Source organism: Robiginitalea sediminis (genome assembly GCF_002198115.1).
Lineage (GTDB): Bacteria > Bacteroidota > Bacteroidia > Flavobacteriales > Flavobacteriaceae > Robiginitalea > Robiginitalea sediminis.
The window spans coordinates 625,686-650,619 of record NZ_NGNR01000001.1 but is presented as its reverse complement, the minus strand read 5'-3'; the positions used below and the strand labels follow the sequence as shown (position 1 = coordinate 650,619).

Genomic DNA, 24,934 nt, shown 5'->3' with positions numbered 1-24,934 from the left:
GATGGAACTCAGCCTGAGCATCCCGGCCCTGCTGTTCCCGGCCATTTCCCTGAGCATGCTGGCCTACAACGCCCGCTACCTGGCCATCGCGGCCCTTATCCGCGAATTGCACAGGGAGTTCCGGCAAACCCAGGCCACCCCCCTGGAACAGCAGATCCAATCCCTGACCCGACGCCTGCAGATCATCAAGGACATGCAATCGACCTCCATTGCCAGTTTCCTGCTGGCGGCGGTAAGCATGTTCCTGATCTATGTGGAACTCCGGATGTGGGCCAATGGGGTGTTCGGGCTCAGCCTGATCTTCCTGATGGTGTCCCTGGTGTTGTCCTTCTGGGAAGTCAGGCTCTCCACGAGGGCCCTGGGTATCCAGTTGCGGGACCTGGGTTCGTGAGCAAACCCGGCGTTTAACACATTTTTAGCAGCGGGTTTCAGGGGGATTTTCGATCTTCCCGCCCCAATCGATCCCAATGTCCAAAACGAATAAGAGTTCATCCGGTTCCAGGCAGCGCCAGGCATACCTGCTGCGGGTCTTCCGTAAAATCCACCGGTGGACCGGGGCCCTTTTGTTCATCTTCTTTTTTGCCATTGCGGTAACCGGCGGGTTGCTGGGGTGGAAGAAAAACACCGGGGACCTCATCCTGCCCAAGACCCGTACCGGAACACAAACAGACTTGCGCCAGTGGAAGCCCCTGCACAAACTCTATGCGGCAGCCGAGGCCTATTACACCGAACACTATCCGGCAGAGGCCTACGCCCTGGACCGGTTAGAAGCTGACCCGGACAAAGGCGTGCTGAAAGTGGTCTTTACCCCCGGGTTTGTCGGGATACAGGTCGATGGGGGCAGCGGGGAAATCCTCCATGCCGGCAAGCGCAACAGCGATTTGTTTGAAAACCTGCACGACGGCTCCTACGTAGATGATCTACTCGGGTGGGGCGGGGTTTTTAAACTCCTATATACCTCCCTGATGTCCCTGGCCCTGGTCCTGTTTACCATTACCGGATTCTGGCTCTGGTACGGCCCGAAACGGCTCCGCCGCCAGCGAAAGGGCTAGACGCTTCATTTTCTAAATGTTCAGGAATGCCCGATGTGGAACAAGGCATCGCCCTGGTTGACCACCGCCTGGTGGTTTAAGGCAAGGATAACCCCGTCATAAGGGGCCCGTATCTTTTTCTCCCGCTGGGCATAGGTGTCGGTCACCATCCCCAGGGTGGCGCCTTTGGAAACCTGGCTGCCGTTAATCACCTCGGGGATGAACATCCCCGCCATAGGGGAGCGCAGCCACCGCCGTTGCGCCACGTGGACCGAGGGGTATCGCTCAGCATAGAGCGCGGGTACAGCATGGATCATCTCCAGGTGCCGCATGAGCTGGAGGATGCCCTGTACGCCTTCCCGGATGGCCTGCTCGTCGAAGCGCTTGCTCTCCCCGGCCTCATAGATAATGGTGGGTTTCCCCATGTCGTGGGCCGCCTTGCGGAAGGACCCCCGTATGAGCTTGGACCCGAAATACAGGGGGGCGCCAAAAGCTTCTGCCAGGCTTTGGCTCTGCGGGTCCCCGGGCGTATAGCGGACCTGGGGGTAATTGCTGCGCTGGGCCCCGCCCGTGTGCAGGTCCACAGCCAGGTCCATCTGCCGCATGACCTGCTCCTGGTAGTGGTAAGCCATCCGTTTGGCCAGGGAGCCCTTTTCACTTCCCGGGAAACTCCGGTTGACGTCTTTGCCGTCTGGCATGTCCCGGGAAAAATGGATAAACCCGTAGATGTTCAGTACCGGGACGGCCATAACCGCACCCCGGGTCACCCGGAACAGGTTTTTCTGGAGCATCCGGCGTACCACCTCCACCCCGTTGATTTCATCGCCGTGCAACCCGGCCTGAACCAGCAGGACCGGCCCGGGGTTTTCGGCATTGAAGACGTATACCGGGATGTCGATAAGGGTCCCGGTGGGCAGGCGCCCGATGGGGATTTCCACACGCTTGCGTTCCCCGGGAAGGATGGGGGTCCCGGATATTTCCAGGGTGTTATTTCCTTTTTCTGTGGGCATGTTCCTCCGCGTATTTGATGATGGCTTCCGCCACATTGACCCCTGTGGCGGCTTCAATGCCCTGTAGCCCGGGGGAGGCATTGACCTCCAGGAGTTTTGGGCCGGTTTGCGACCGGATCAGGTCCACCCCGGCAACCCCCAGGCTCAGGTGGCGGGCCGCCTCCAGGGCAATGGCTTCCTCCTTCGGGCTGAGGGATACGGCCTGGGCCGTCCCGCCCCGGTGGACGTTGGCCCGAAAATCCCCTTCCACGCCCTGCCGTTTCATAGCAGCCACCACCCGGTTGCCTACCACCAGGATACGGATGTCTTCGCCCGCCGCCTCCCGGATGAATTCCTGGACCAGGATGCCGGCGTCCATTTTATAGAAGGTATCGATCAGGGACCGGGCGGACGCCTGGGACTCGGCCAGGATGACGCCCAGACCCTGGGTGCCTTCCTGCAGCTTGACCACCACAGGCGGTCCGCCCAGCAACTCCAGCTGGTCTGCAATGGTTTCGGGATCGATGGAAAACAGTGTTTTGGGGATGGGGATGCCCTTGCGGGCCATGATTTGCAGGGTCCGGGCCTTGTTGCGGGCCCGGGCGATCCCCAGGGAACGGGCCGTGCTGAAAACCCCGTGGTTCTCGAACTGCTTGACCACCGCCGCCCCATGCCGGGTGAGCTTGGCCCCGATGCGCGGGATCACCAGGTCGAAGGACCGGGAGATATCCTCCCCCTCGTACAGGATACCCGCCCCTTCCCATCCCAAAAGGACGGAACAGCGCGAATGGTCTACCTGTTCGGCATAGTGGCCGCGCTTTCGGGCCTCTTCCACCAGGCGCTGGGTGGAATACACCGAAAGGCTTACCGAAAGGATACCGATGTCGAGCGATTTCATGGGCCGGGTTCTGGCCCCCAATATCGTGGAAAATCGGGGAATCCCCTAACCGATGGCAGCCACTGCGCAGGTAGAATTCTTAAAACCGTTCTAAATGTGGGCAGCCCCCGGCCGAAAGTTTGTTAAAACGCCGTTCAGCACGTATTTTTGTAGGGCTTTAAAATAAACCAACTCCTTATGAGCGGATTCGCATCCTCATCTATTGCCCGAAAGGTCGTGATGGCCCTTTCCGGGCTTTTCCTGGTGCTCTTCCTTTTGCTTCACGTCACCATCAACTTTACCTCGGTGGTGAGCCCGGACACCTTCAATACCATGTCCCATTTTATGGGCTACAATGGAATCGTGCAGTTTATCATGCAACCCATCCTCATTGCCGGGGTCATTGTGCACTTTGTGATGGGCTTTGTCCTGGAGGTGCGCAACAGCAAGGCGCGGGCCGTGAAGTACGTGCAGTACAAGGGCAGCGCCAACGCGCCCTGGGTATCCCGGAACATGATTATCTCCGGCTTAGTGATCCTGGCCTTCCTGGGGCTCCACTTCTACGATTTCTGGGTGCATGAAATCGCCTACAAGTACGTGGAAGCCAACCCGCAGGACCCCACCCGCTACTATGCGGAAACCGTCGAAAAATTCGAGCCGTTCTGGCGGACCGCCATCTACGTGGTTTCCTTTGTGCTGCTGGCCCTGCACCTCTGGCATGGGTTTGCCTCCTCGTTCCAGTCCATGGGACTGAACAACAAATACAGCCCGGGCATCCGCAACTTCACCCGGCTCTACGCCATCGTGGTGCCGTTGCTCTTTATTTTTATCGCCCTCTACCATCATTTTAATCCGATAACGCATTAATTATGGGAATCCTGGATTCTAAGGTCCCCTCCGGCCCGCTGGCCGAGAAATGGACCAAGCATAAAAACGACATCAACCTGGTGAGCCCTGCCAACAAGCGGAACATCGACATTATCGTAGTCGGCACCGGGCTTGCCGGAGGATCGGCTGCGGCAACCCTGGCCGAACTGGGGTACAATGTGAAAACCTTCTGCTACCAGGACTCCCCACGGCGGGCGCACAGTATTGCTGCCCAGGGGGGAATCAATGCCGCCAAGAACTATCAGGGGGATGGAGACAGCCCTTACCGGCTGTTCTACGACACCGTAAAAGGGGGTGACTACCGCTCCCGCGAAGCCAACGTGTACCGCCTGGCCGAGGAGTCTGTGAATATCATCGACCAGTGTGTGGCCCAGGGGGTGCCCTTCGCCCGCGAATACGGAGGGCTGCTGGACAACCGCTCTTTCGGGGGGGTACTGGTATCCCGTACCTTCTACGCCAAGGGGCAAACCGGGCAACAGCTCCTGCTGGGTGCCTATGCGGCCATGAACCGGCAGATCAACCGGGGGAAAATCAAAGCCTACAACCGGCATGAAATGCTGGACCTGGTACTGGTAGACGGCAAGGCGCGCGGGATTATTGCCCGCGACCTGGTTACCGGGGAAATCGAAAGGCATTCCGCTCATGCGGTAATCCTGGCCACCGGGGGGTATGGAAACGTATTTTTCCTCTCCACCAACGCCATGGGAAGCAATGTGACTGCAGCCTGGCGGGCCCACCGCCGCGGCGCGTTCTTCGCCAACCCCTGCTTTACGCAAATCCACCCCACCTGTATCCCGGTTTCCGGAGAACACCAGTCCAAACTCACCCTGATGTCCGAATCCCTCCGGAATGACGGCCGGATCTGGGTGCCCAAAAAACTGGAGGACGCCAAAGCCATACGGGAAGGGAAACTCAAACCCACCCAGCTGGCCGAAGAAGACCGCGATTACTACCTGGAGCGGCGCTACCCGGCCTTCGGGAACCTGGTTCCCCGGGATGTTGCCTCCCGCGCAGCCAAAGAGCGTTGCGATGCCGGCTTTGGGGTGAACAAGACAGGGGAGGCCGTATACCTGGACTTTGCCGCTGCCATCCAGCGCTACGGGAAAGAGAAAGCCCTCACCTCCGGGATGAAGGATGCCGATGCGGAAACCATCACCCGCCTAGGCGAAGAGGTAGTCGCCGCCAAATACGGCAACCTGTTCCAGATGTACGAGAAAATCGTAGACGAGAACCCGTATAAGACCCCGATGATGATTTACCCCGCCGTCCACTACACCATGGGCGGGCTCTGGGTAGACTACAACCTGCAAACCACCATCCCGGGCTGCTACTGCGCCGGGGAAGCCAATTTCTCCGACCACGGGGCCAACCGCCTGGGAGCCTCAGCCCTGATGCAGGGGCTGGCCGATGGCTACTTTGTCCTGCCCTATACCATTGGGGATTACCTGGCCGACGATATCCGTACCGGACCCATCCCCACAGACAGCGAAGCTTTCGACAAAGCTGAAGCGGAAGTGCGGGAGCGGATGGAGAAACTCGTCAACAATAAAGGCTCCAAACCGGTAGACTACTTCCACAAAAAGCTCGGGAAGATCATGTGGAACAAGTGCGGGATGTCCCGGAACGAAAAAGAGCTGAAGGAAGCTATCGAAGAGATTGCCCAGCTGCGCGAGGAGTTCTACCGCGAGGTCTCCATCCCTGGGGGCATGGACGAAATGAACCCGGAACTCGAGAAGGCCGGTCGCGTGGCCGATTTCCTCGAACTCGGGGAGCTCTTTGCCAAGGACGCCCTGCACCGCAATGAATCCTGCGGCGGGCACTTCCGGGAGGAATACCAGACCCCCGAGGGCGAAGCGCTCCGGGACGACGAGAATTTCACCTACGTAGCGGCGTGGGAATACAAGGGGGAACCCAAAGATGCCGTGCTGCACAAGGAAGACCTGAAATTCGAAAACATTGAACTGAAAACCAGAAGCTACAAATAATAAAGCCTATGAAGCTTTTACTTAAAATTTGGCGCCAGAAGGATGCAAAGTCCCCGGGCAAAATGGTAGAGTACCCCATCGACGGGGTTGAGGGGGACATGTCCTTTCTGGAAATGCTGGACGTACTGAATATGCAATTGGTGGAAAAAGGCGAAGACCCCGTAGTTTTCGACCACGACTGCCGGGAAGGGATCTGCGGGAGCTGCTCCCTGATGATCAACGGGGAGCCCCACGGGCCGGACCGCCTGATCACCACCTGCCAGCTGCACATGCGCAAATTCAGCGACGGCGACACCATTGTCATAGAACCCTTCCGGGCAACAGCTTTCCCGGTGATCAAGGACCTGATGGTAGACCGGTCGTCCTTCGACCGCATCCAGCAGGCCGGTGGGTATATCTCGGTGAACACCTCCGGGAACACCGTGGACGCCAACGCCATCCCTATTGAGAAAGAGGCCGCAGACGATGCCTTCAATGCCGCTGCCTGTATTGGTTGCGGGGCTTGTGTGGCGGCCTGTAAAAACGCCAGTGCCATGCTCTTTACCTCGGCCAAGGTATCCCAGTTTGCCCTGTTGCCCCAGGGCCGCGTGGAGGCCACCGAGCGGGTACTGAATATGGTCCGCCAGATGGACCTGGAAGGTTTTGGGAACTGTACCAATACCGGGGCCTGTGAGATTGAATGTCCCAAGGGGATTTCCCTGGAGAACATCGCCCGGATGAACCGGGAGTACCTCATGGCTGCCACCAAGGGCTAAGACCGCTTTATATAATAGATAAACCCCTGCCGGAATCGGTGGGGGTTTCTTATTTTTATAGGAAAGTCATCGGCCTGTGATACCCCCTATTGCGTCTAAACTCCCACAGTGGGAACCTTCCATTTTCGATACCATGAACCAGGTAGCCCGACAGACCGGGGCCATCAACCTGGCACAGGGCTACCCGGATTTCGGCACGGACCCGGAGCTGGTCCGCCTCATGCAGGAAGCCCTGCAGGAGGGCCATAACCAGTATGCCCCCATGGCCGGGTTGTTTTCCCTGCGGGAAGCCATCGCAGCCAAGACACGGGACCTCTATGGGGCCCATTATGACCCCGAAACGGAAATTACCCTAACCAACGGGGCCACCCAGGCCATTTTTACGGCCATTGCAGCCACCATTCGGGAAGGGGACGAGGTCATCGTCTTTAAACCGGCCTACGACTGTTACGAGCCGGCCGTAAAGGCCCATGGCGGGGTACCGGTTCTCCTGCAACTCCAGGGACCGCAGTTCCGCATCGATTGGGAGGGGCTGCAAGAGGCCATCGGGCCGCGTACAAGGATGCTGATCCTCAACAGCCCCCACAACCCCAGCGGGACCGTCCTGGGGGAAGCGGACCTGAAACGCCTGGAAGAATTGCTGGCCCCTACCGAGATCCTGGTCTTAAGCGACGAGGCCTACGAGCACCTGGTTTTTGACGGGCAAGAGCACCAGAGCTTTTGCAAATTCCCAGGTCTGAAGGACCGGAGCTTTATCTGTGCTTCCTTCGGGAAAACCTTCCACGTTACCGGCTGGAAATTGGGTTATTGCATGGCCCCGGAACCGCTGATGCGGGAATTCCGCAAGCTCCACGAGTACATTGTCTTCTCGGTGAACCACCCGGCCCAGCGGGCCGTATACCGTTATATGGAAGACCCGCAGCGCTACCTGAACCTGGGTGCTTTTTTCCAGGAAAAAAGGGATGCCTTTCTGCAGGCCCTGGAAGGCTCGAGGTTCCGGTTCCGACCCGCGGCAGGCACGTATTTCCAACTCCTGGAGTACAGTGGGATTTCAGATGAACCCGATACGGTATTTGCGCGAAGGCTGGCCCGGGAACACGGGGTTGCAGCCATCCCCATCTCGGTGTTCAACCTCAACCGGGAAGACCACCGCCAACTGCGCTTTTGCTTCGCCAAATCCGGGGAGACCCTGGAAAAGGCGGCGGCAATCCTGAGGAACCTCTAGCGCATGGCGTCAAAGACCTGCGCTACAAAAGACCCGATCTGGGACGGCTCCAGCCACCGCAGCACCATGACCACGTCCTGCTCGGGGGCTACCACAATGAAATTCCCGCCAAAACCGGCGGCATAATAGACACTCTCGGGCACGCCTTCCCATTGCCGGGGTCCGGCCTGGTTAAGCCACCACATGTGCCCGTAATTCGGGTTGGGGGCAGACGGGGTGGTAGCCTCCCGGATCCACGCCTCGCTGAGCAATTCCTTCCCGTCCCATTTCCCGTTGGAAAGAAACAACAGCCCGAAACGCGCCATGTCCTCTGCACTGATAAAAATCCCGGCCCCGGAATGCCCGCCTCCGGTAACCGACTGGACCTTGTAGCCGTCGATAACCGTCCAGGCATGGTCATAGCCATACCACCTCCAGGTGGTGGACGCCCCAATGGGGTCCATGATATCGGATTTCAGAACTGCCGGTAATGGGGCCCGCCACAAGTGGGTGAGCGAGTAGGCCAGCACGTTGACCCGAACATCGTTGTACTCCATAACGGTCCCGGGTTCTATAAGTTTCCGGTTGCGCCAGTCGTCTATCCCCCCTTCGTTGGGTGGGCGGTCCGCCCAATCGTGCAGGCCCCAGAGGGTACCGGACCAATCGGAGTTCTGCTGCAACAGGTGTGCCCAGGTGATCTTCCCGTTGTGCTCCCCCTCAAAGGTGCCGTCCCAGATGGTTTCCCCCACCCTGGAATCCGTACCGGGGATCATCCCCCGGTCTACAGCGAGGCCGGCAACGGTGGAGAGGAAGCTCTTGGTTACACTGAAGGTCATATCGACCCGTCGGGTGTCTCCCCAGGAGGCCACCAGGTACCCGTTTTTAAGGATCATGCCGGCAGGGCCGCCCCGTTTCTTGACCGGGCCGAGGATTTCATGGTAGGGCTCCCGCCTGAAACCTTCCAGGATGGCCTGCCTGAGGTCCCTGGACCCGGTGTATTCATTCCCTTCGGCAAAAGCAACGGCTTCTTGCAGGGCCTCTGCATCCCAGCCATAGGTTTCGGGGGCCCGGGTTTCCCAGGCGGCCCCGAAAGACGGGTAATACCAATTTTGGGCCAACAGGCCGGAAGTGCTGAGGAGGGCAAGGCAAAACAAAGCCAGTATGCGTGTTCTCATAGGGTTGGGTTTTGGGGGTTAGAGGTCCAGTCGCATCATCCAGTCCATCTGCCGGTCCGAGCCGATATAGTAGGGATGCTTATCAAAAATAACAAAACCATGGCTGCGGTAAAACGCAATGGCCCGGGTGTTTTTTTCCCAGACACCCAGCCAGAGGTAGGCCTTACCCTCCCCTTTGGCCATCTGCTTTACCTGCTGCAGCATCCAGGCGCCCAGGCCCCTGCCCTGGAATCGGGTGCGCACGTAAATCCGCTCCAATTCCATCCCGCTCGCTTCCTGGAGTTCGGTCTGGTCCTTCCCGGTATTGATCTTGAAATAGCCCGCCAGGGCCTCCCCTACCATAAGGAAATAAAAGCGCATACCGGGACGCGCTAATTCGGCGCTCAATTGTTGGGTATTAAAGGCCTTTTCGAGGTAGGCGTCAAAATCCTGCGGATCATTATCTGCGGCGAAGGCATCGGTAAAGGTCTCGATGGAAAGCTCCCGTAGCGAATCTACGGCTTCGGGCTCGCACCTTCTGAGGCTGGGGGGTTGCTCCATAGCCTAAAGGTAGGGAACAATGAAATACGGGCATAAAAAAAGCCCCTCCGGGGAGGGGCCTCCTAAGACATGTAAACGACTAAAGCATAAACAATTTCTTTGCCAGGCGAAGCATACCACTGATAAAGTCGTTGTGGTAGACCTGGACTTCCTTTTGCTTCGGCATTTGATTCACTTGCGATTCCATAGCTCGATTTGGTTTGTGGGATGTTCGAAAACTGCGGTCTGAAACCGTCGCCCTAATATAGAAAGCACAAGGGAAAAAACCTGAGGAATGTTGTGAATTCCAGGGCTTTTGTGGTCAAACCCCGGATGTTTTTTGCGACATCGACGAACGGATGTCAGGGCTTTGGGATCAAAGCGCCATTTCCGGCACGGAATCCGGCACCACCAGCCGGCCTTCGGTGGCCTCCTGAATGGCCGCAACCGATACTCCGGGTGCCCGCTCCAGGAGCAGGAAGCCTTCAGGGGTTACCTCAAGTACAGCCAGATTGGTCACTATTTTTTTGACGCATCCCACCCCGGTAAGGGGCAGGGTACACCGGCTCAGCAGTTTGGACTCCCCGGCCTTGTTGGTGTGCATCATGGCAACGATGATATTTTCCGCAGAAGCTACCAGATCCATAGCACCGCCCATCCCCTTGACCATCTTCCCGGGGATTTTCCAGTTGGCGATGTCCCCGTTATCGGCCACCTCCATAGCCCCTAAAATGGTAAGGTCTACATGCCTTCCCCGGATCATGGAAAAACTTAAGGCGGAATCGAAAAAGGAAGCCCCGGGCAAAGTTGTAATGGTTTGTTTGCCTGCATTGATCAGGTCCGGGTCCTCCTCTCCCTCCCAGGGGAAGGGCCCCATGCCGAGCACCCCGTTTTCGCTCTGGAATTCCACCGAAATATCGTCCCGCACGAAATTGGCTACCAGGGTGGGAATCCCAATACCCAGGTTTACGTAATATCCGTCCTGGACTTCCTTGGCGATGCGTTTGGCGATTCCGTTTTTATCGAGCATGGTTTGAATTTGCTAATGTGAAAATGTGCTAATGTGCTAATTCTATAGGTTCAATTCCGTTTACTGGTACTTATAATACTTGCCAGGATTTTTTGTATTTCGATCAACTCGGATAATAAATCTTTGTTTGGTTTAGGGTAGGCCTTTAAAGCAGCACATAACTTTAGCCAATACTTTGTTTCTTCGCTTTCCTTAGATGCTATTTTCAATTTGTGGATGAAGTCCTGCTTACTCTCTGCGCTCTGAGATTCAAAAACATTGGCCCCGATAGATGTGCCGCTTTTGAATAATTGAACGCTCATCTCATACTTGCCGGCATTTCTAAGAGCTTCTGTAAACGGAATTAATTCCAAAGAAAATTTGAAAACCTTTTCAACGATCACATTCTGATTCCGGGAGCTCATAGAACATCAAAGCCATTAGCCCCTTAAGATGTAATAACATAATGCAACTTCCCATCACCTTCATGGCGCAGATCGATACTAATTAGCACATTTGCACATTTGCACATTTGCACATTAAGTTCTCTGGCGCACCGTCCGCTGCTCAATCCTTTTCTCATATCCATCCCCCTGGAAGATCCGTTGGATAAAAATCCCGGGGATGTGGATTTGGTTGGGGTCCAGGGCTCCTGCCGGGAGTAGTTCTTCCACCTCGGCCACGGTAACCTTCGCCGCCCCGCACATACAGGGGTTAAAGTTCCGGGCAGTCCCCTTGAAAATGAGGTTTCCGGCCTCGTCCCCCTTCCACGCCTTAACAAAAGAGAAATCGGCCTTGAAGGCCTCCTCCATCACGTACATCTTGCCGTTGAACTCCCGGGTTTCCTTGCCTTCGGCTACCTCGGTCCCATACCCGGCCGGGGTGAAGAATGCCGGGATCCCGGCCTGGGCGGCACGGCATTTTTCGGCTAAAGTCCCCTGGGGGGTCAGGGTCACCTGCAGCTCGCCGCTGAGCATCTGCCTCTCAAATTCGTCGTTTTCCCCCACATAGGAGGAAATCATATGCCGGACCTGCCGTTGCTGCAACAACAGGCCCAGGCCAAAGTCGTCTACCCCGGCGTTATTGCTGATGCAGGTGAGGTCCCGGACTCCGAGCCGCACCAGTTCGGAAATGGCGTTTTCGGGAATGCCGCAAAGCCCGAAGCCCCCTAACATAAGGGTCATCCCGTCGGACACCCCTTGCAGGGCTTCCCGTGCATTAGCTACTGTTTTCCGTATCATATTGGTGTTGCTTCCCTGAAGTTACGAAGCCGGAATCGGATTTAAAAATCGATATCGTCCAAATCGTCTTCCAGGTCGTCGATTTCCTCTTCCTCCTCCACGGGCTTGTTGCAATCCACCCGGATACTGAGTTCCTCAGGGGCTTCGAAGTCCTCCGTAGAGACCTCCAGGTCCGGGTTGGCGTAATTGGCCTTCATGTAGAGGCCCCAGATGGGAAGGGCCATGGAAGCGCCCTGTCCGTAGAGGATACTGCGGAAGTGGGTGGCGCGGTCCTCCCCGCCTACCCAAACCCCGGTTACCAGGTTGGGCACCATTCCGATAAACCACCCGTCACTCTGGTTCTGGGTCGTCCCGGTTTTTCCGGCGATGGGGTTTTCAAAGGAATAGGGATACCCGGTAATGATCTCCTTGTAAACGGTGTTGTTCACATTGAAGGAATGGCGCAACCGGGTACCGGACCCGCCCTCGGTAACCCCTTTAAGGAGGTCCACCATGGCATAGGCCACATCCTGGCTCAGGACGTCCTTGGTCTCCGGGGTGTATTCATAGAGCACGGTCCCATTGCGGTCCTCGATCCGGGTAACCATGACCGGTTTAACATACACGCCCTGGTTGGCAAAGGCCCCGTAGGCGCCTACCATCTCATAGACGTTGAAGTCCGGGGTACCCAAGGCTATGGAGGGTACTTCCGGGATTTCCCGGGTCAGCCCCAGGTTTTTCACAATGGACACAACGGGCTTGGGCCCTACCTCATCTATCAGCTGGGCCGTAACGGTGTTCACCGAATTGGCCAGGGCTGCCTTGAGGGTATAGCTTTTACCGGAATACTTCCCATCGGAGTTCTTGGGGCACCAGGGTTCCGGGTTGCCGTGCTTTTCGGCCTCGATGCAGTATTGGGTATCCGGCAATTCGTCGCAGGGGGAGCGGCGCAACTGGTCAATGGCGGCCGCATAGACGAAAGGCTTAAAGGTGGAGCCTGCCTGGCGGGCGCCCTGGATGACGTTGTCGTACTGAAAATGGCGGTAGTTGATCCCGCCCACCCAGGCCTTTACATGGCCGGTCTGGGGCTCCATGGACATCATGGCCGCCCGCAGGAAGGTCTTGTAGTAACGGATGGAGTCCATGGGGGTCATGACCGTGTCCTTCTCGTACGTAGGAGCGGCCGTCCAGTCGAAGACGGTCATCTCGGTTTTCTGGTTGAAGGAACTGCGGATTTCCTCTTCGGAGTAGCCGTCCCGCTTCATTACCCGCCAGCGCTCGGAGTTCTTCATGGCCCGCTCCATGATGGTACGGATTTCCTCAGATTCCAATTCCAGGAAAGGGGTCGTAGGGTTTCGTTCCGGGGTATTCTGGACGAAAAACTCCGCCTGCAGGCGTTTCATGTGCTCGTAAACGGCGGCTTCGGCGTTGGCCTGCATGCGGGAATCGATGGTGGTATATACCTTAAGCCCATCCAGGTAGATGTTCCACTTGTCCCGTTCCCCTTCCAGGGCCGGTTTGGGGTTCTTCTCGATCCAATCCTTGAGCCAGCCCTGCAGGTACATCCGGAAATAAGGGGCCGGGCCCTGGCTGTGGGTTTCCGGGTTGTAGTTGATGTCCATATCCAGGGCCGTAAGGGAGTCACGGTCTGCCGTGGTGAGGTAGCCGTACTTCTCCATCTGGGCTAGGACGGTGTTGCGCCGGTTCAAAACGAGTTCTTCCCGTCTGAGCGGGTTGTAGAGGGAGGAGTTTTTAAGCATCCCCACCAAAACGGCAGATTCCTCTGTCTTGAGGTCGCGCGGTTCCTTCCCGAAATAGATCCGGGCCGCGGAGCGGATGCCGTCCGCGTTGTGCCCAAAATCGTAAATGTTCAGGTACATGGCAATGATCTCGTCCTTGGTGTAGTTCCTTTCCAGGCGGGTAGCAATGACCCATTCCTTGATCTTTTGGGTGACGGCTTCCATCAGGTTGCGCGAACGCACCCCCACAAAAAGTTGCCGTGCCAACTGTTGGGAAATGGTACTGGCTCCACCGCGCTGGCCCAAAAAAACAAAGGCCCGCAGGGTGCCCCGTGCATCGATACCCGAGTGTTCGTAATAGCGCGCGTCTTCGGTGGCGATAAGCGCATTGACCAGGTTCTCCGGCAATTCGCCAAAGGGGACGTCCGTCCGGTTTTCTTCCAGGTATATTTTCCCAAGGGTTTTACCGTCCGAGGCCAGGATTTCAGTGGCCAGGTTGGTTTGGGGGTTCTCCAGGCGCTCGAAGGTGGGCATTTCGCCAAAGGCACCCCAGGAGGCCAGGAGGAAAACGGCTGCAAGCAACAGGACCCCTGTGGCAAACAGGATCCAGAACCACTTGATAAACGGCCAGAATGAGGTCTTTTGTTTTTTCTTGACGGTTCGCTTTGCCATAGAATTACTCTTGATTCAATTCCAGTTGCAGCCCCACATCGAGTACGCCCGGGAGGGTTTCCAAACCTTCCACGCTGCCATTTCGCCTCATGGCGTGGGAAATGCGTACCGTATATACGCCATTAACGGGAAAAACGACGTCTTTGATATATCCCAATTTGTTTTCCACCACGCTCCCGGTGCCGGAACCCATCCAGTTCCCGGCAGGATCCGCCATTTCGTATTCCAGGGTGTCGCGCTGGGACTCTCCGTCCGGGCCGGTGCGTTCAGCAATGAGAAACAGGTTGCTGTAGGGGTAGGCATTGTCGTTGCGCAACAGGATAAAGGCGCTGTAATGTGCCAGGGTATCTGCGGGTTCAAACTGGAATTCCATTATTTGGTCCCGGTGCCAGCTGCCCGAATCCGTGCTCTGGTACTGGGCATATTCGACACCCTTCGTGCAGCCCATACCGATCAGTACAATAAAGAATCCTGTCAGTAGCCTACCCATTGTTTACTCTTCCTTTGGAGCGGTTTTTCCGCTTGTTTCGGTTTTTGTTGCGGCGTCGGCCCTTCTTTGGCCGGTCGAACCGGGTGAGGCTGTCCTGGCCTACCGGGTTCTCGAAGGTAAGGTCGTCCTGCTGGAAGTTACGGGAGGCGACTTCCTCCAGGCTGCTGACCTTTTCCTTTTTAGCGTTCTTTTCGAGGATTTCCAGGACTTGTTCCTTGGTGAGGGTATGCCAGTTGCTGGGGTCATCCTTGTAGGAGAACCAAAGTACCCCTTTGAAAATATCGCTTTTCTGGCAGAAGGCCACCCCTTTTTCGGTATGTAGCCGGGTATCGGTGGGCGGAAAGTCCTTCAAAGCATCCAGGTAGGTGTCCAGTTCGTAGTTCAGGCAGCACTTGAGCTTGCCGCACTGCCCGGCGAGTTTCTGGGGGTTAAGGGCCAATTGCTGGTAGCGGGCTGCAGCCGTGCTCACCGAGCGGAAATCTGTAAGCCAGGTAGAGCAGCACAATTCCCGTCCGCAGGAGCCTATGCCCCCCAGCCTTTGGGCTTCCTGCCGGTAGCCTATCTGCCGCATTTCGATCCGGATACCGAAGGCTTTGGCCATATCCTTGATGAGCTGGCGGAAATCCACCCGGTCTTCGGCCGTATAATAGAAGGTCGCCTTGGAGCCATCCCCCTGGAATTCCACATCGGAAATCTTCATGTCCAGGCCCAGGATAATCGCCATTTCGCGCGAGCGCTTCTTGATTTCCTCCTCCTGGCCGCGGCACTTTTGCCACTTGTCGATATCCCGTTGGGTAGCTTTGCGATAAATCTTGGGAAGGTTGGCTTCCGGGGATTCCTTTTTCCTGCGCATCTGCACCCGAACCAGCTCCCCGGTTAGGGTTACAATGCCCACATCGTGACCGGATTTGGCCTGGGTGGCCACCACGTCGCCTATGGAGAGGGTAAGCCCCTCTGAATTCCGGTAAAATTCCTTTCTGCTGTTCTTAAACCTGACCTCAACCGCGTCGAAAGCCTGTTGTCCGGCGGGAAGGGACATATTGGAAAGCCAGTCGAAGACGGTGAGCTTGTTGCATCCGTCCGAACCACAGGTTCCATTGTTCCTACACCCGCGCGGCTGTCCATCCGAACCGGTTGAACAACTGCTACACCCCATCCTTTATATGTTGATTCCAAGCCAATTGCAGTAACAATGGCCGGAATTGGGTTCATACTTGATTTCTCCCGTAAATATAGGACAATTTCGGCACTGCAAGGACGCTGTGCCAAAAAGGAAGTCGGGGGCCTGACGGGAACGGCTAGTGCACCTGCCCGGCAACCGGCTGCTCCGGGGCCTTCTTGAACTTCAGCACCTCAGAACGCCCTTTTTTGAAAATCAGGTTGCTCTTCTGTTTGCCTTTGCGGAGCTTTTTCTGCTCTTCCTGCGGAAGGGCAACAACCTCTTTGCAGGCATCCGAACAACAGTGGTCCATTTCCCTGGCGCAATCCTCGCACTGAATAAACAACAGGTGGCAACCTTCATTGGCGCAATTAACGTGTGTGTCGCAGGGGTTACCGCACTGGTGGCAATGGGCTATGACCTCGTCCGAAATACGTTCGGCCCGGCGGCGGTCGAAAACGAAATTCTTGCCGCGGAATTTATTTTCCAGTTCCTTGGCCCGTACCTGCCGGGTATACTCGATAATCCCGCCCTCCAGCTGGTACACCTGGGTAAAGCCTTTGTGCTTGTAGTAGGCACTTGCTTTTTCGCAGCGGATCCCGCCGGTGCAGTACATGACCAGTTTCTTGGTCTCCTTGAAATCGCTTAGGGCCTCCTCAATCTGGTCGAGGGAATCCCGGAAGGTATCCACATCCGGGGTGATGGCGGACTCGAAATGCCCGATTTCACTCTCGTAGTGGTTCCGCATATCCACCACAATGGCATCGGGGTCCTCTATCAGGGCATTGAATTGTTCGGCGTTGACATGGATTCCCTTGTTGGTAACATCAAACGCATCGTCGTTAAGCCCATCCGCCACAATCTTGTGACGCACCTTGACCTTGAGTTTAAGGAAGGATTTGTTGTCCTGTTCCACCGCGATATTCAGCCGCACCCCATTGAGGAAGGTGATGCTGTCCAGATGGGCCTTGAAGGCGTGGAAATTCTCTGCCGGAACGGAGAGTTGGGCGTTGATGCCCTCTCGGGCTACATAAATCCGGCCCAGGACGTCCAGTGCGTCCCAGTGAATAAACAGGTAGTCTCTGAATAGTTGAGGGTTTCCGATGCGCGCATACTGATAGAAAGAGATCGTAAGCCGGTCTTTCCCGGCCTCGTCCAATAGGGCTTCCCTTTCCTTTGCGCTTAACGTATTGTACAGTTGCATGCTATACCAATGTGTTAGACAAAAGAATATTGAGGTGCAAATGTATGCAAAGCTTTGGAATACAGGCAAAAAAAGAGCCCCGATATGAGAATCGGGGCTCGAAGGACCGCACTTAAACTTTCTCCTTCATAGCAATTTAGTGAAATCAAAATGCGGTTTAGTACCGTATACTTGCGTCCTTTCTGACGGATGTCAATGGTTAGATGCAACTGCAGCCAAAAGGTTGCTTGGCCATTGTGATTCTAGCAAAAGAAATGGTAATTTAGCCTTCCTAATTTAAAGCCGGTACACCGATGAGCAGCGAAAAAGACGCGAAACTTAAAGCCCTGAAACTCACCCTGGACAAACTCGACAAAACCTACGGCAAGGGCGCCGTTATGAAACTGGGGGACGATGTGGTTCAGGATGTGGAAGTGATTCCCTCCGGGTCCCTTGGGCTGGATATTGCTCTGGGCGTTGGCGGGTACCCGCGGGGCCGGGTCATTGAAATCTACGGGCCGGAATCTTCCGGGAAAACCACCCTCACCCTCCATGCCATTGCGGAAGCTCAGAAAGCCGGCGGTATTGCCGCCTTCATCGATGCCGAGCACGCCTTCGACCGTTTCTATGCCCAGAAACTGGGTGTGGATATCGACAACCTGATTATTTCCCAACCCGACCACGGGGAACAGGCCTTGGAGATAGCCGATAACCTCATCCGCTCCGGTGCCATTGACATTGTGATCATAGATTCCGTAGCGGCCCTTACTCCCAAAAGCGAGATTGAAGGGGAGATGGGGGATTCCAAAGTGGGCCTTCATGCCCGTCTGATGTCCCAGGCCCTCAGGAAGCTCACCGGGTCCATAAGCAAAACCCATTGTACGGTTATCTTCATTAACCAGCTGCGGGAAAAGATCGGGGTCATGTTCGGCAACCCGGAAACCACTACCGGGGGTAATGCCTTGAAATTCTATTCCTCCGTACGACTGGACATCCGGCGATCTACCCAGATCAAGGATACAGACGGAAACGTTCAGGGGAACAAAACCCGGGTTAAGGTGGTCAAAAACAAAGTGGCCCCGCCCTTTAAAACTGCTGAATTCGACATTATGTACGGGGAAGGGATCTCCAAAATCGGGGAAATCCTCGACCTGGGTGTGAACTATGAAATCATAAAAAAGAGTGGTTCCTGGTTCAGCTATGGCGACACCAAACTCGGTCAGGGACGCGATGCAGTAAAGGCGCTGCTGCTGGACAACCCGGAACTCCTCGATGAGCTCGAGGGGAAAATCAAGGAAGCTATCGCGGCCCTTGGGGCATAAGACCCCAGTTTCATAAGGTTTTTAAGCAACCTTTGGCGGTGGATGGCATCTTATGGTAACGACTAAACCGATGCCGATATGAAACTGATCAGAGGTTTTTCCGTTTTTGTGCTCTTGCTCCTGAGTTTTGGGTGCGATGTGAACGATGACGAGGTAAACTACCATTTCGTAACGCTCAACATTGTAGACGCCCAACTGCCGGAAGCGTTCCGGCTCAACGAGACCTACGAGGTCCGGGTTACCTATCAGGTGCCCAATGGGTGCACTTCCTTTGAAGGGTTCGACATCATTTCGGAGAGCTATACCACCCGGCGGGTGGTAGCCATTGGCATCGAAGTCGATGACAGGGCCTGTACGCAAGCCCTCCAAGAGGTCGAGACGAGCTTCCAATTCATTTGCCTGTATAATCAACCCTACCTTTTCCGCTTCTTCACGGGGATGGATGAGGCCGGGGAACCGCAATACCTCGAAGTGGAAGTGCCTGTCGAATAAGCTGCTTATTCGATCAGCGTACGCTCTTTGTAATCCAACCGACACTTTTGACCGAAGAAGAATTAATAAAAAAGTGCAAAAAAGGGAACCGGGCTGCCCAGGAGTTCCTCTACCGCAAGTACAGTGCGGTACTCTTCGGTATTTGCCTGAAGTACTCCCGAAACCGGACGGAGGCAGAGGACAACCTCCACGACAGCTTTGTGACGATCTTCGACAAGATCCACCAGTTCCGGGCGGCAGGTTCTTTCGAAGGGTGGTTAAAACGGGTAGCCGTCAATACGGTATTGCAGAAATACCGAAGGGAGGAACCCCTGACCCTGATCACCGAGGTGCTGGCCGAAAAAGAGGAGGTGTCCGATGATCCGGAAACCGAGGTGCCCCTGGCTACACTGCTCAGGTGTGTGCAGGAGCTGCCCAATAAATACCGGCTGACCTTCAATATGTATGTGTTGGATGGCTACAGCCATAAGGAAATTAGCCGGGCCCTGGGCACCTCAGAAGGGACGTCCAAGTCCAACCTGGCAAGGGCAAAAGCCCTGTTGCGGGAGAAATTAAAGAATATCAATATACACATTGCCTAACCCTATACACATGGACCAAAAGCAATCAGACAAGTATTTCAGGGAGCGCCTGGGGAATTTTACCCAGGAGCCGGCCCCGGAGGTCTGGGACCGGATCCGAAACACCCTGGACGGGAAGAAAAAAAGACGCCTGATACCCCTATGGTGGTATGCAGGTGGGGCAGCAGCCATCCTGCTATTGGGGCTGCTGATGTTTAATCCATTTGGGGAGCCCTCCCTGGAAACACCCCAGGTAACCGATACGCAGACGCAGGAGCAAACCCCGGCCCAGAGCCCGGCAACCATACCAGCTCCTGCCGAAGGTATTTCGGCCAACCCTGAAAAGGAAGTCGCGGAGCCAACCCAACTACCCGGGAATGAAAAGCTAAAGGGTAACCAGGACGCACTGGCCCGGACCAGCCCTGCTTCCAAGAGCTCTAATGAGGCCAAGCCCTCCCCGTCAGTGGATCAGTTGGCCGAAAACCAATCTGAAGGCAACCCGGCTGCCAGCCCCGTAGGGAATCCGGACCCAGGTCTAGAAAATACCATTCGGAATAAAGAGGGCGTCGCATCCTCGGTTCAAGGCGGGCAGGTTACCTCCCCCAACCCTGCAAACACAGGGATAGCGGCCGCTGAACCCAATGAAATCGACAAAACCCTACCTCCAGCAGAAGAGGATCAAACGGAAGGGAAATCCCTCTTTGAAGCCATTGAGGAACAGGAAGCGCTTGCGGAGGCCACTCCTTCCAGGGGCAAATGGAGTATAGGCCCCAGTGTTGCCCCGGTATACTTCAACAGTTTCGGAGATGGTTCCCCTATTTCGGCCAACTTTGTGCCCAACAGCAAGTCCGGGACCGTCAACATGAGTTACGGGTTGGATGTAGCCTATTCGGTCAATAAGCGCCTGAGTGTGCGCTCCGGGGTACATCGGGTAGACTTTGGTTACAATACCAACGAGGTGTCTTTTACCTCCACCCTGGCTGCCGCCCCATCATCCCTGATCCGCACCATTAGTTATTCGGAGAATTCCAAGAACCTGGTGGTCCATTCAACCGCAGGAAACAGTGACGCCCTGCCCAACCAGAATGCTACGGACGTGGCTGCCCCCAGTCCGGAACGGCAGGGGCGGATGGTCCAGCAATTCGGGTACCTGGAAGTGCCGTTGGAAGTCGCCTACCGCCTGGTAGACAAGCGTTGGGGGGTAAACCTCATCGGCGGGGTAAGTTCCCTTTTCCTGGTGGACAACTCCGTTAGCCTGGATTCGGATGGGGCTGTAACCCAGGTAGGGGAGGCCACCAACATGAATGCACTCAATTTCAGTACCAACCTGGGAGTTGGCCTATACTACGACCTGCGCCCCAGCATCCAGTTGCGCATGCAGCCCATGTTTAAGTACCACCTGAACACCTTTACGGAAACAGCAGGGAGCTTCCAGCCGTATTCCCTGGGGCTTTACAGCGGGTTGAGCTTCCGGTTCTAATAAATCATCAGGTTTCAGGGGGCTTCTGCAGGGCCCCGGCTCAGGTGGTCATACAGCAGGCCCCAGACCTGGTCCCTGAGTTTCAGGCGGTCCTTTTCCGTGTAGCTGGAAGTGTCTATAAAAGGTAGTACCCGCACCCGAAGCGGCCCGGGGGACCCGGCAAAAAATCGGAAGGGAAAGCGCTTCTTGCAATCGTAAAAGACCATGGGGACAATGGGAATCCCATGGTTAATTGCCATCCGGAACGCCCCTTCTTTAAACGAATCGAGCACCACGGATTCATCGGGAACCCCGCCCTCGGGGAAAATACAGATGCCCAACCCGTCCTTAAGGCGGGAATCGGCCCTCCTGTAAACCGCTGAACGGCTGCGGGCATCGGACCGGTCCACCAGAATGGATACCCGCTTGTAGAAAAACCCGAAGATGGGGATGCGCACCAACTCCTTCTTTCCCACAAACACAAAGGGCGTGCGGCTTACCCGAAGCATCAGCATAATATCCAGCATACTGGTGTGGTTGGCCACCAGCATATAGCTCTGCCCCTTTTGCATCCTGGCCTCGTAGTGTACCCTGGGGAAGCACCCCATGCCATAGAGGATGGGAGCTGCCCAAAGATTTCGGGCCAGCCAGAAAAATTGGGCATAGGTCCGCTGGGAAAGGGTGGAAAGGATCAGAAAAGGTGCAAAAACCAGGATGGGCACGGCCACCAGGATATAGAACCATATCCGCCATAACCCCTGTGCTGCTTTTACCAGTATCCTCATTACGAGGTCAAAAGTAAGGAAATCGGCCTTTCAACCGCCGCGGATATTGGGGATTTCCCCTGGTCCGATTACCTTTGCCTTTTAAGCCTGAAGACCTATGCCACGCATCCTCACCGGAATCCAAAGCACCGGCACGCCTCACCTGGGGAATATCCTGGGTGCCATCCAGCCCGCCATTGCCATGGCGGCAGAGCCGGATAACGATTCCTTCCTGTTTATTGCGGATATGCACTCCCTGACCCAGATCAAGGACGGGGAAACCCTTCGCAACAACACCTACGCCACAGCGGCTACCTGGCTGGCCTTCGGGCTCGACATCGAGAAGACCGTCTTTTACCGCCAAAGCGATGTCCCGCAGGTAACCGAACTGGCCTGGTACCTGAGCTGTTTTTTTCCCTACCAGCGCCTTACCCTGGCCCACTCCTTTAAGGACAAGGCAGACCGGCTTGAGGATGTCAACGCAGGCCTTTTTACCTATCCCATGCTGATGGCAGCAGACATCCTGTTGTACGATGCCGAATATGTCCCGGTCGGGAAAGACCAGCTGCAGCACCTGGAGATGACACGGGACGTGGCCATGCGGTTCCATGCGAAGTTGGGCGAAACCTTTGTACTCCCGGAAGCCCGCGTGCAGGAAGGGACCATGTACATTCCCGGAACGGACGGGCAGAAAATGAGCAAGAGCAAGGACAACACCATCGATATCTTCCTGACGGATAAAGCCCTGAAGAAACAAATTATGGGCATCGTCACAGACAGCACGCCCCTGGAAGACCCCAAGGACCCCGATGCGGATACCGTATTCGCCTTGTATAGTATCCTGGCAGGCCCGGAACAGGTTACCGCTATGCGAAACAACTACCTGGGTGGGAATTACGGGTATGGCCACGCCAAAAAGGCCCTGTATGAATGTGTCCTTGAGACCTTCGGGGAGGCCAGGGAACGCTTCCACTATTATATGTCCCACAAGGAAGAGATAGACGCGGCCCTGGAGGTCGGGGCAACCCGGGCAGCTGCCGTAGCAGATGGGGTGCTGGAGCGCGTGAGGGCCAAACTCGGCTACTAACCCCCAAACCGACCGCCGGGTCGGATCCCCCGATTTTTTCCAACAGGCATAAACCCGGCATCTGGGGTCGAAATACCCCTTATGGCAGGGGAACCGCCTCAATTATGAGAAATTTCCCGATTAGTGGAACCCAAACCAACCGATGGGTCGGTTTTCTCAAGCCTGTTTTCCAAACCGATTTCCCGGATATGCGCGAACAGCGCCCTTCCATTCCATGGAAAACAAGACTCGGGCGGCTTCGGAAATGGCGAGCCCGCATTGGATGGCTATCTCATCTAGGTGTAGGGGGCTTCCAGAGGAAAGAACCTCCCATACCTTTTCTTCCTTTTCTGTAAAGGAAAACGCCTTTGCCGTTTTTGGCTTTGGTGCTGTTGACGCCCTGGCATCTGTCCACTGCATGGCCGCAGCAAGCTGCTGGGGGCAGGTGACCAATTCCGCCTTTTGGGACCGGACCAGGGCATTGCATCCGGCGCTCATGGGGTCACCGGCCCGGCCCGGTACAGCAAAGACCTGCCGGTCATACCCGAAGGCGAGGTCTGCCGTAATGAGGCTACCCCCTTTTTCCGGCGATTCCACCACCAGGGTGGCCGGGGTTAACCCGGCGATCACCCGGTTCCGCCTGCGGAACAAGCCCGGATGGGGCAGGGTACCCATGGGGAACTCCGAAAGGAAGCCTCCCCGCTCAAGGATTTGGTCCTTATAGCGTTGGTGTGCCCTGGGGTAAACCCTGTCCAGCCCATGGGCCACACAGGCCACGGTCTCCAGGCCGAGGGCAGCCGCCTTCAGGTGGGCACAGATATCCACCCCATAAGCAAAACCGCTTATAATTTGAACGTCCATAGGTGCCAAGCCCGAAATAAAGCTATCGCAGACCATCCTGCCATAGGCAGTCATGCGTCGGGTCCCGACAACGGACAGTGCAGTCCCGCCGGCATTAAAACCGATGCGTCCCTGACTGAATAGCAGCAGGGGATAGTCTGCACACTCCAGTAAGAGTTGCGGATAGGCGGGGCTGGTATACGGAAGTCCGGATATCCCCAGCTTATCCATAGCGTCTCGTTCGCGTAAGGCGCGCTCCAGGTACTGCGGATTATAAAGGTGCTCCCGGAGCGTGGCGGGCAGCTGAAAGCCCTTTGGAAGCGCTTTATCGGCGAAAACCGCCTTTGGGCTGCCGGTAAGGGCAATTAGGGTGCGGGCCCTTACGGGCCCAAGGCCGGGAATAAATTGCATTCTTATAAGGGCAACTAGCTCATTTTCGGTCATTTGGCCAAATATTCTCCGGAGTAAACCGTTATAATTGTTGAAAAAAGCTGCCGGCCTGCATTGCCTGAAGTGTTATATTTTTCCATCTTTGTGGTATGTCCACAGCCGAATACATCGATGCCTTGCTGTACCGCTATCAGTGTGTGGTAGTCCCTTCTTTTGGTGCATTCCTGACCCAAATAAAGCCGGCTTACCTGCAAAAGGAGAGCAGGACCTTCTATCCGCCCTCAAAAGCGCTGTCTTTCAACAGCCAGCTCCAGGGCAACGACGGGCTTCTGGTGAACCACATCGCCCAGGCGGAGGATAAAAGTTTCGAGGAAATCCTGGATCGGCTCTCGGAAGAAGTGCGCCAATGGAACAGGACCCTGCGGACAGCAGGGGAATTGGAACTCCCTCCCCTGGGGGTTTTCAAAAAAGATGCCGGGGGCAGGCTCCATTTTAACCCCAGGGAAAAATCAAATTACCTCACCGCTTCCTTCGGGCTGTCTCCAGTACTGGCCAGCCCTGTGATCCGGGAAACCCTTAAGGAGGAGGTAGAAGCCCTGGAACAGCGCATCCCGTTCAGTATTACCCCGGAAGAGCGCAGCACGCCGGGTATCCGGCCCTACTTGAAATACGCTGCGGTTATCCTTTTGGCCCTTTCTGCCGGAATTAGCGGCTATTCCTTTTACCAGCAACAACAGGCCCTGGAAAACAAAGTTTGGGCAGACACCCAGAAACGGGTTACCCGGAACATTCAGGAAGCCACCTTCTTTAGTTCCGAACCTATAGAATTGCCGGCAGTGACCCTGGAAATCCAGAAAAAGTCCCAGAAAATGCACCATATCATTGCAGGTGCTTTCCGGATCCGAGAAAACGCGGACAAAAAAATCCGACAACTCCAGCAAAAAGGGTACCAGGCCCGGTATATCGGGTTAAATGCCTATGGGTTACACCAGGTGGCTTACGGAAGCTACGCAAACGCCGATGAGGCCCTGGAAGCCCTTCGCCAAATCAAGCGCACCATTTCCCCGGATGCCTGGCTGCTTTCCCAGAAGTAACCCTTCTCTTCCCCGGTTACCCCGACTGGCCTATCTTTGCAGAAAATCACAT

25 protein-coding genes are annotated in these 24,934 nt (G+C 55.9%); 12 read left to right on the top strand and 13 right to left on the bottom strand.

Annotation, left to right across the window (positions count from 1 at the left end):
* Nucleotide 1 precedes the first annotated feature (1 nt).
* Complete coding sequence (locus CA832_RS02925; RefSeq protein WP_088340055.1) at nt 2-391, top strand: DUF2721 domain-containing protein; 390 nt, start codon at nt 2-4, stop codon at nt 389-391.
* A gap of 76 nt (nt 392-467) precedes the next feature.
* Nucleotides 468-1,052, top strand: a complete 585-nt coding sequence (locus tag CA832_RS02920) for a PepSY-associated TM helix domain-containing protein (protein ID WP_088340054.1) — start codon at nt 468-470, stop codon at nt 1,050-1,052.
* A 20-nt stretch (nt 1,053-1,072) separates the two neighbouring features.
* Here the strand turns inward: CA832_RS02920 and CA832_RS02915 are convergent, their stop codons facing one another.
* Nucleotides 1,073-2,041, bottom strand: coding sequence for a succinylglutamate desuccinylase/aspartoacylase family protein (locus tag CA832_RS02915; protein WP_088340053.1), 969 nt, complete (start codon nt 2,039-2,041; stop codon nt 1,073-1,075).
* Nucleotides 2,019-2,918, bottom strand: coding sequence for a RimK family alpha-L-glutamate ligase (locus CA832_RS02910; protein ID WP_088340052.1), 900 nt, complete (start codon nt 2,916-2,918; stop codon nt 2,019-2,021). Before CA832_RS02910 ends, CA832_RS02915 begins: the two co-directional genes overlap by 23 nt.
* 177 nt (nt 2,919-3,095) lie before the next feature.
* Here CA832_RS02910 and CA832_RS02905 point away from each other — a divergent pair, with 177 nt between their 5' ends.
* The 4 genes from CA832_RS02905 (at nt 3,096) to CA832_RS02890 (ending at nt 7,750) form a co-directional block, all read left to right on the top strand.
* Nucleotides 3,096-3,764 carry a succinate dehydrogenase cytochrome b subunit gene (locus CA832_RS02905; protein ID WP_088340051.1) on the top strand — a complete coding sequence of 223 codons (669 nt, stop codon included), beginning with the start codon at nt 3,096-3,098 and terminating at the stop codon, nt 3,762-3,764.
* 2 nt (nt 3,765-3,766) lie between these two features.
* The gene (locus tag CA832_RS02900) at nt 3,767-5,770 is read left to right on the top strand and encodes a fumarate reductase/succinate dehydrogenase flavoprotein subunit (RefSeq protein ID WP_088340050.1); all 2,004 of its coding nucleotides are present in this window, start codon (nt 3,767-3,769) and stop codon (nt 5,768-5,770) included.
* 8 nt (nt 5,771-5,778) lie between these two features.
* Nucleotides 5,779-6,525 carry a succinate dehydrogenase/fumarate reductase iron-sulfur subunit gene (locus tag CA832_RS02895; RefSeq protein WP_088340049.1) on the top strand — a complete coding sequence of 249 codons (747 nt, stop codon included), beginning with the start codon at nt 5,779-5,781 and terminating at the stop codon, nt 6,523-6,525.
* A 76-nt stretch (nt 6,526-6,601) separates the two neighbouring features.
* Entirely contained in the window at nt 6,602-7,750 is a 1,149-nt protein-coding gene (locus CA832_RS02890; protein WP_233131718.1) for a methionine aminotransferase, read from the top strand.
* On the opposite strand, the gene CA832_RS02885 is transcribed toward CA832_RS02890, so the two are convergent.
* From CA832_RS02885 to trhO, 9 genes are all read right to left on the bottom strand, one after another.
* The gene (locus tag CA832_RS02885; RefSeq protein WP_088340048.1) at nt 7,747-8,904 is read right to left on the bottom strand and encodes a serine hydrolase domain-containing protein; all 1,158 of its coding nucleotides are present in this window, start codon (nt 8,902-8,904) and stop codon (nt 7,747-7,749) included. The genes CA832_RS02890 and CA832_RS02885 overlap by 4 nt on opposite strands.
* Nucleotides 8,905-8,922: 18 nt before the next feature.
* The gene (locus CA832_RS02880) at nt 8,923-9,444 is read right to left on the bottom strand and encodes a GNAT family N-acetyltransferase (protein ID WP_088340047.1); all 522 of its coding nucleotides are present in this window, start codon (nt 9,442-9,444) and stop codon (nt 8,923-8,925) included.
* 355 nt (nt 9,445-9,799) lie between these two features.
* Nucleotides 9,800-10,453: a 3-oxoacid CoA-transferase subunit B gene (locus CA832_RS02875; RefSeq protein ID WP_088340046.1), complete on the bottom strand. Its 654-nt coding sequence runs from the start codon at nt 10,451-10,453 to the stop codon at nt 9,800-9,802.
* Between the two features lie 50 nt (nt 10,454-10,503).
* Entirely contained in the window at nt 10,504-10,836 is a 333-nt protein-coding gene (locus CA832_RS02870) for a four helix bundle protein (RefSeq protein WP_317042256.1), read from the bottom strand.
* 135 nt (nt 10,837-10,971) lie between these two features.
* Entirely contained in the window at nt 10,972-11,673 is a 702-nt protein-coding gene (locus tag CA832_RS02865; protein WP_088340044.1) for a CoA transferase subunit A, read from the bottom strand.
* Nucleotides 11,674-11,714: 41 nt separating this feature from the next.
* On the bottom strand, nt 11,715-14,063 hold the full coding sequence (locus CA832_RS02860) for a penicillin-binding protein 1A (protein ID WP_088340043.1): 2,349 nt from the start codon (nt 14,061-14,063) through the stop codon (nt 11,715-11,717).
* 4 nt (nt 14,064-14,067) lie between these two features.
* A complete protein-coding gene (locus CA832_RS02855) occupies nt 14,068-14,553 on the bottom strand; it encodes a gliding motility lipoprotein GldH (RefSeq protein WP_088340042.1) in 486 nt (161 codons plus the stop codon).
* On the bottom strand, nt 14,546-15,709 hold the full coding sequence (locus CA832_RS02850; RefSeq protein ID WP_088340041.1) for a PSP1 domain-containing protein: 1,164 nt from the start codon (nt 15,707-15,709) through the stop codon (nt 14,546-14,548). Before CA832_RS02850 ends, CA832_RS02855 begins: the two co-directional genes overlap by 8 nt.
* 142 nt (nt 15,710-15,851) lie before the next feature.
* Complete coding sequence (gene trhO / locus CA832_RS02845; protein WP_088340040.1) at nt 15,852-16,916, bottom strand: oxygen-dependent tRNA uridine(34) hydroxylase TrhO; 1,065 nt, start codon at nt 16,914-16,916, stop codon at nt 15,852-15,854.
* Nucleotides 16,917-17,209: 293 nt separating this feature from the next.
* Here trhO and recA point away from each other — a divergent pair, with 293 nt between their 5' ends.
* The 4 genes from recA to CA832_RS02825 all read left to right on the top strand — a co-directional run bounded on the left by recA (nt 17,210) and on the right by CA832_RS02825 (nt 20,749).
* Nucleotides 17,210-18,217 (top strand): recombinase RecA, encoded by a 1,008-nt coding sequence (gene recA / locus CA832_RS02840; RefSeq protein ID WP_088340039.1) that lies wholly within the window; start codon nt 17,210-17,212, stop codon nt 18,215-18,217.
* A gap of 78 nt (nt 18,218-18,295) precedes the next feature.
* The gene (locus tag CA832_RS02835) at nt 18,296-18,709 is read left to right on the top strand and encodes a hypothetical protein (protein WP_088340038.1); all 414 of its coding nucleotides are present in this window, start codon (nt 18,296-18,298) and stop codon (nt 18,707-18,709) included.
* A gap of 47 nt (nt 18,710-18,756) precedes the next feature.
* Nucleotides 18,757-19,290, top strand: a complete 534-nt coding sequence (locus tag CA832_RS02830) for an RNA polymerase sigma factor (protein WP_088340037.1) — start codon at nt 18,757-18,759, stop codon at nt 19,288-19,290.
* A 10-nt stretch (nt 19,291-19,300) separates the two neighbouring features.
* Nucleotides 19,301-20,749 carry an outer membrane beta-barrel protein gene (locus CA832_RS02825; protein WP_088340036.1) on the top strand — a complete coding sequence of 483 codons (1,449 nt, stop codon included), beginning with the start codon at nt 19,301-19,303 and terminating at the stop codon, nt 20,747-20,749.
* Nucleotides 20,750-20,763: 14 nt separating this feature from the next.
* Here the strand turns inward: CA832_RS02825 and CA832_RS02820 are convergent, their stop codons facing one another.
* Nucleotides 20,764-21,513, bottom strand: coding sequence for a lysophospholipid acyltransferase family protein (locus CA832_RS02820; protein WP_088340035.1), 750 nt, complete (start codon nt 21,511-21,513; stop codon nt 20,764-20,766).
* A gap of 97 nt (nt 21,514-21,610) precedes the next feature.
* On the opposite strand from CA832_RS02820, the gene trpS reads away from it, so the two are divergent.
* Nucleotides 21,611-22,579 carry a tryptophan--tRNA ligase gene (gene trpS / locus CA832_RS02815; protein WP_088340034.1) on the top strand — a complete coding sequence of 323 codons (969 nt, stop codon included), beginning with the start codon at nt 21,611-21,613 and terminating at the stop codon, nt 22,577-22,579.
* 156 nt (nt 22,580-22,735) lie between these two features.
* On the opposite strand, the gene dprA is transcribed toward trpS, so the two are convergent.
* Nucleotides 22,736-23,809, bottom strand: coding sequence for a DNA-processing protein DprA (dprA, locus tag CA832_RS02810; RefSeq protein ID WP_158211869.1), 1,074 nt, complete (start codon nt 23,807-23,809; stop codon nt 22,736-22,738).
* Nucleotides 23,810-23,937: 128 nt separating this feature from the next.
* Between dprA and CA832_RS02805 the strand changes: the two genes are divergently transcribed.
* On the top strand, nt 23,938-24,882 hold the full coding sequence (locus CA832_RS02805) for an HU domain-containing protein (protein WP_088340032.1): 945 nt from the start codon (nt 23,938-23,940) through the stop codon (nt 24,880-24,882).
* The last annotated feature ends 52 nt before the right edge of the window (nt 24,883-24,934 follow it).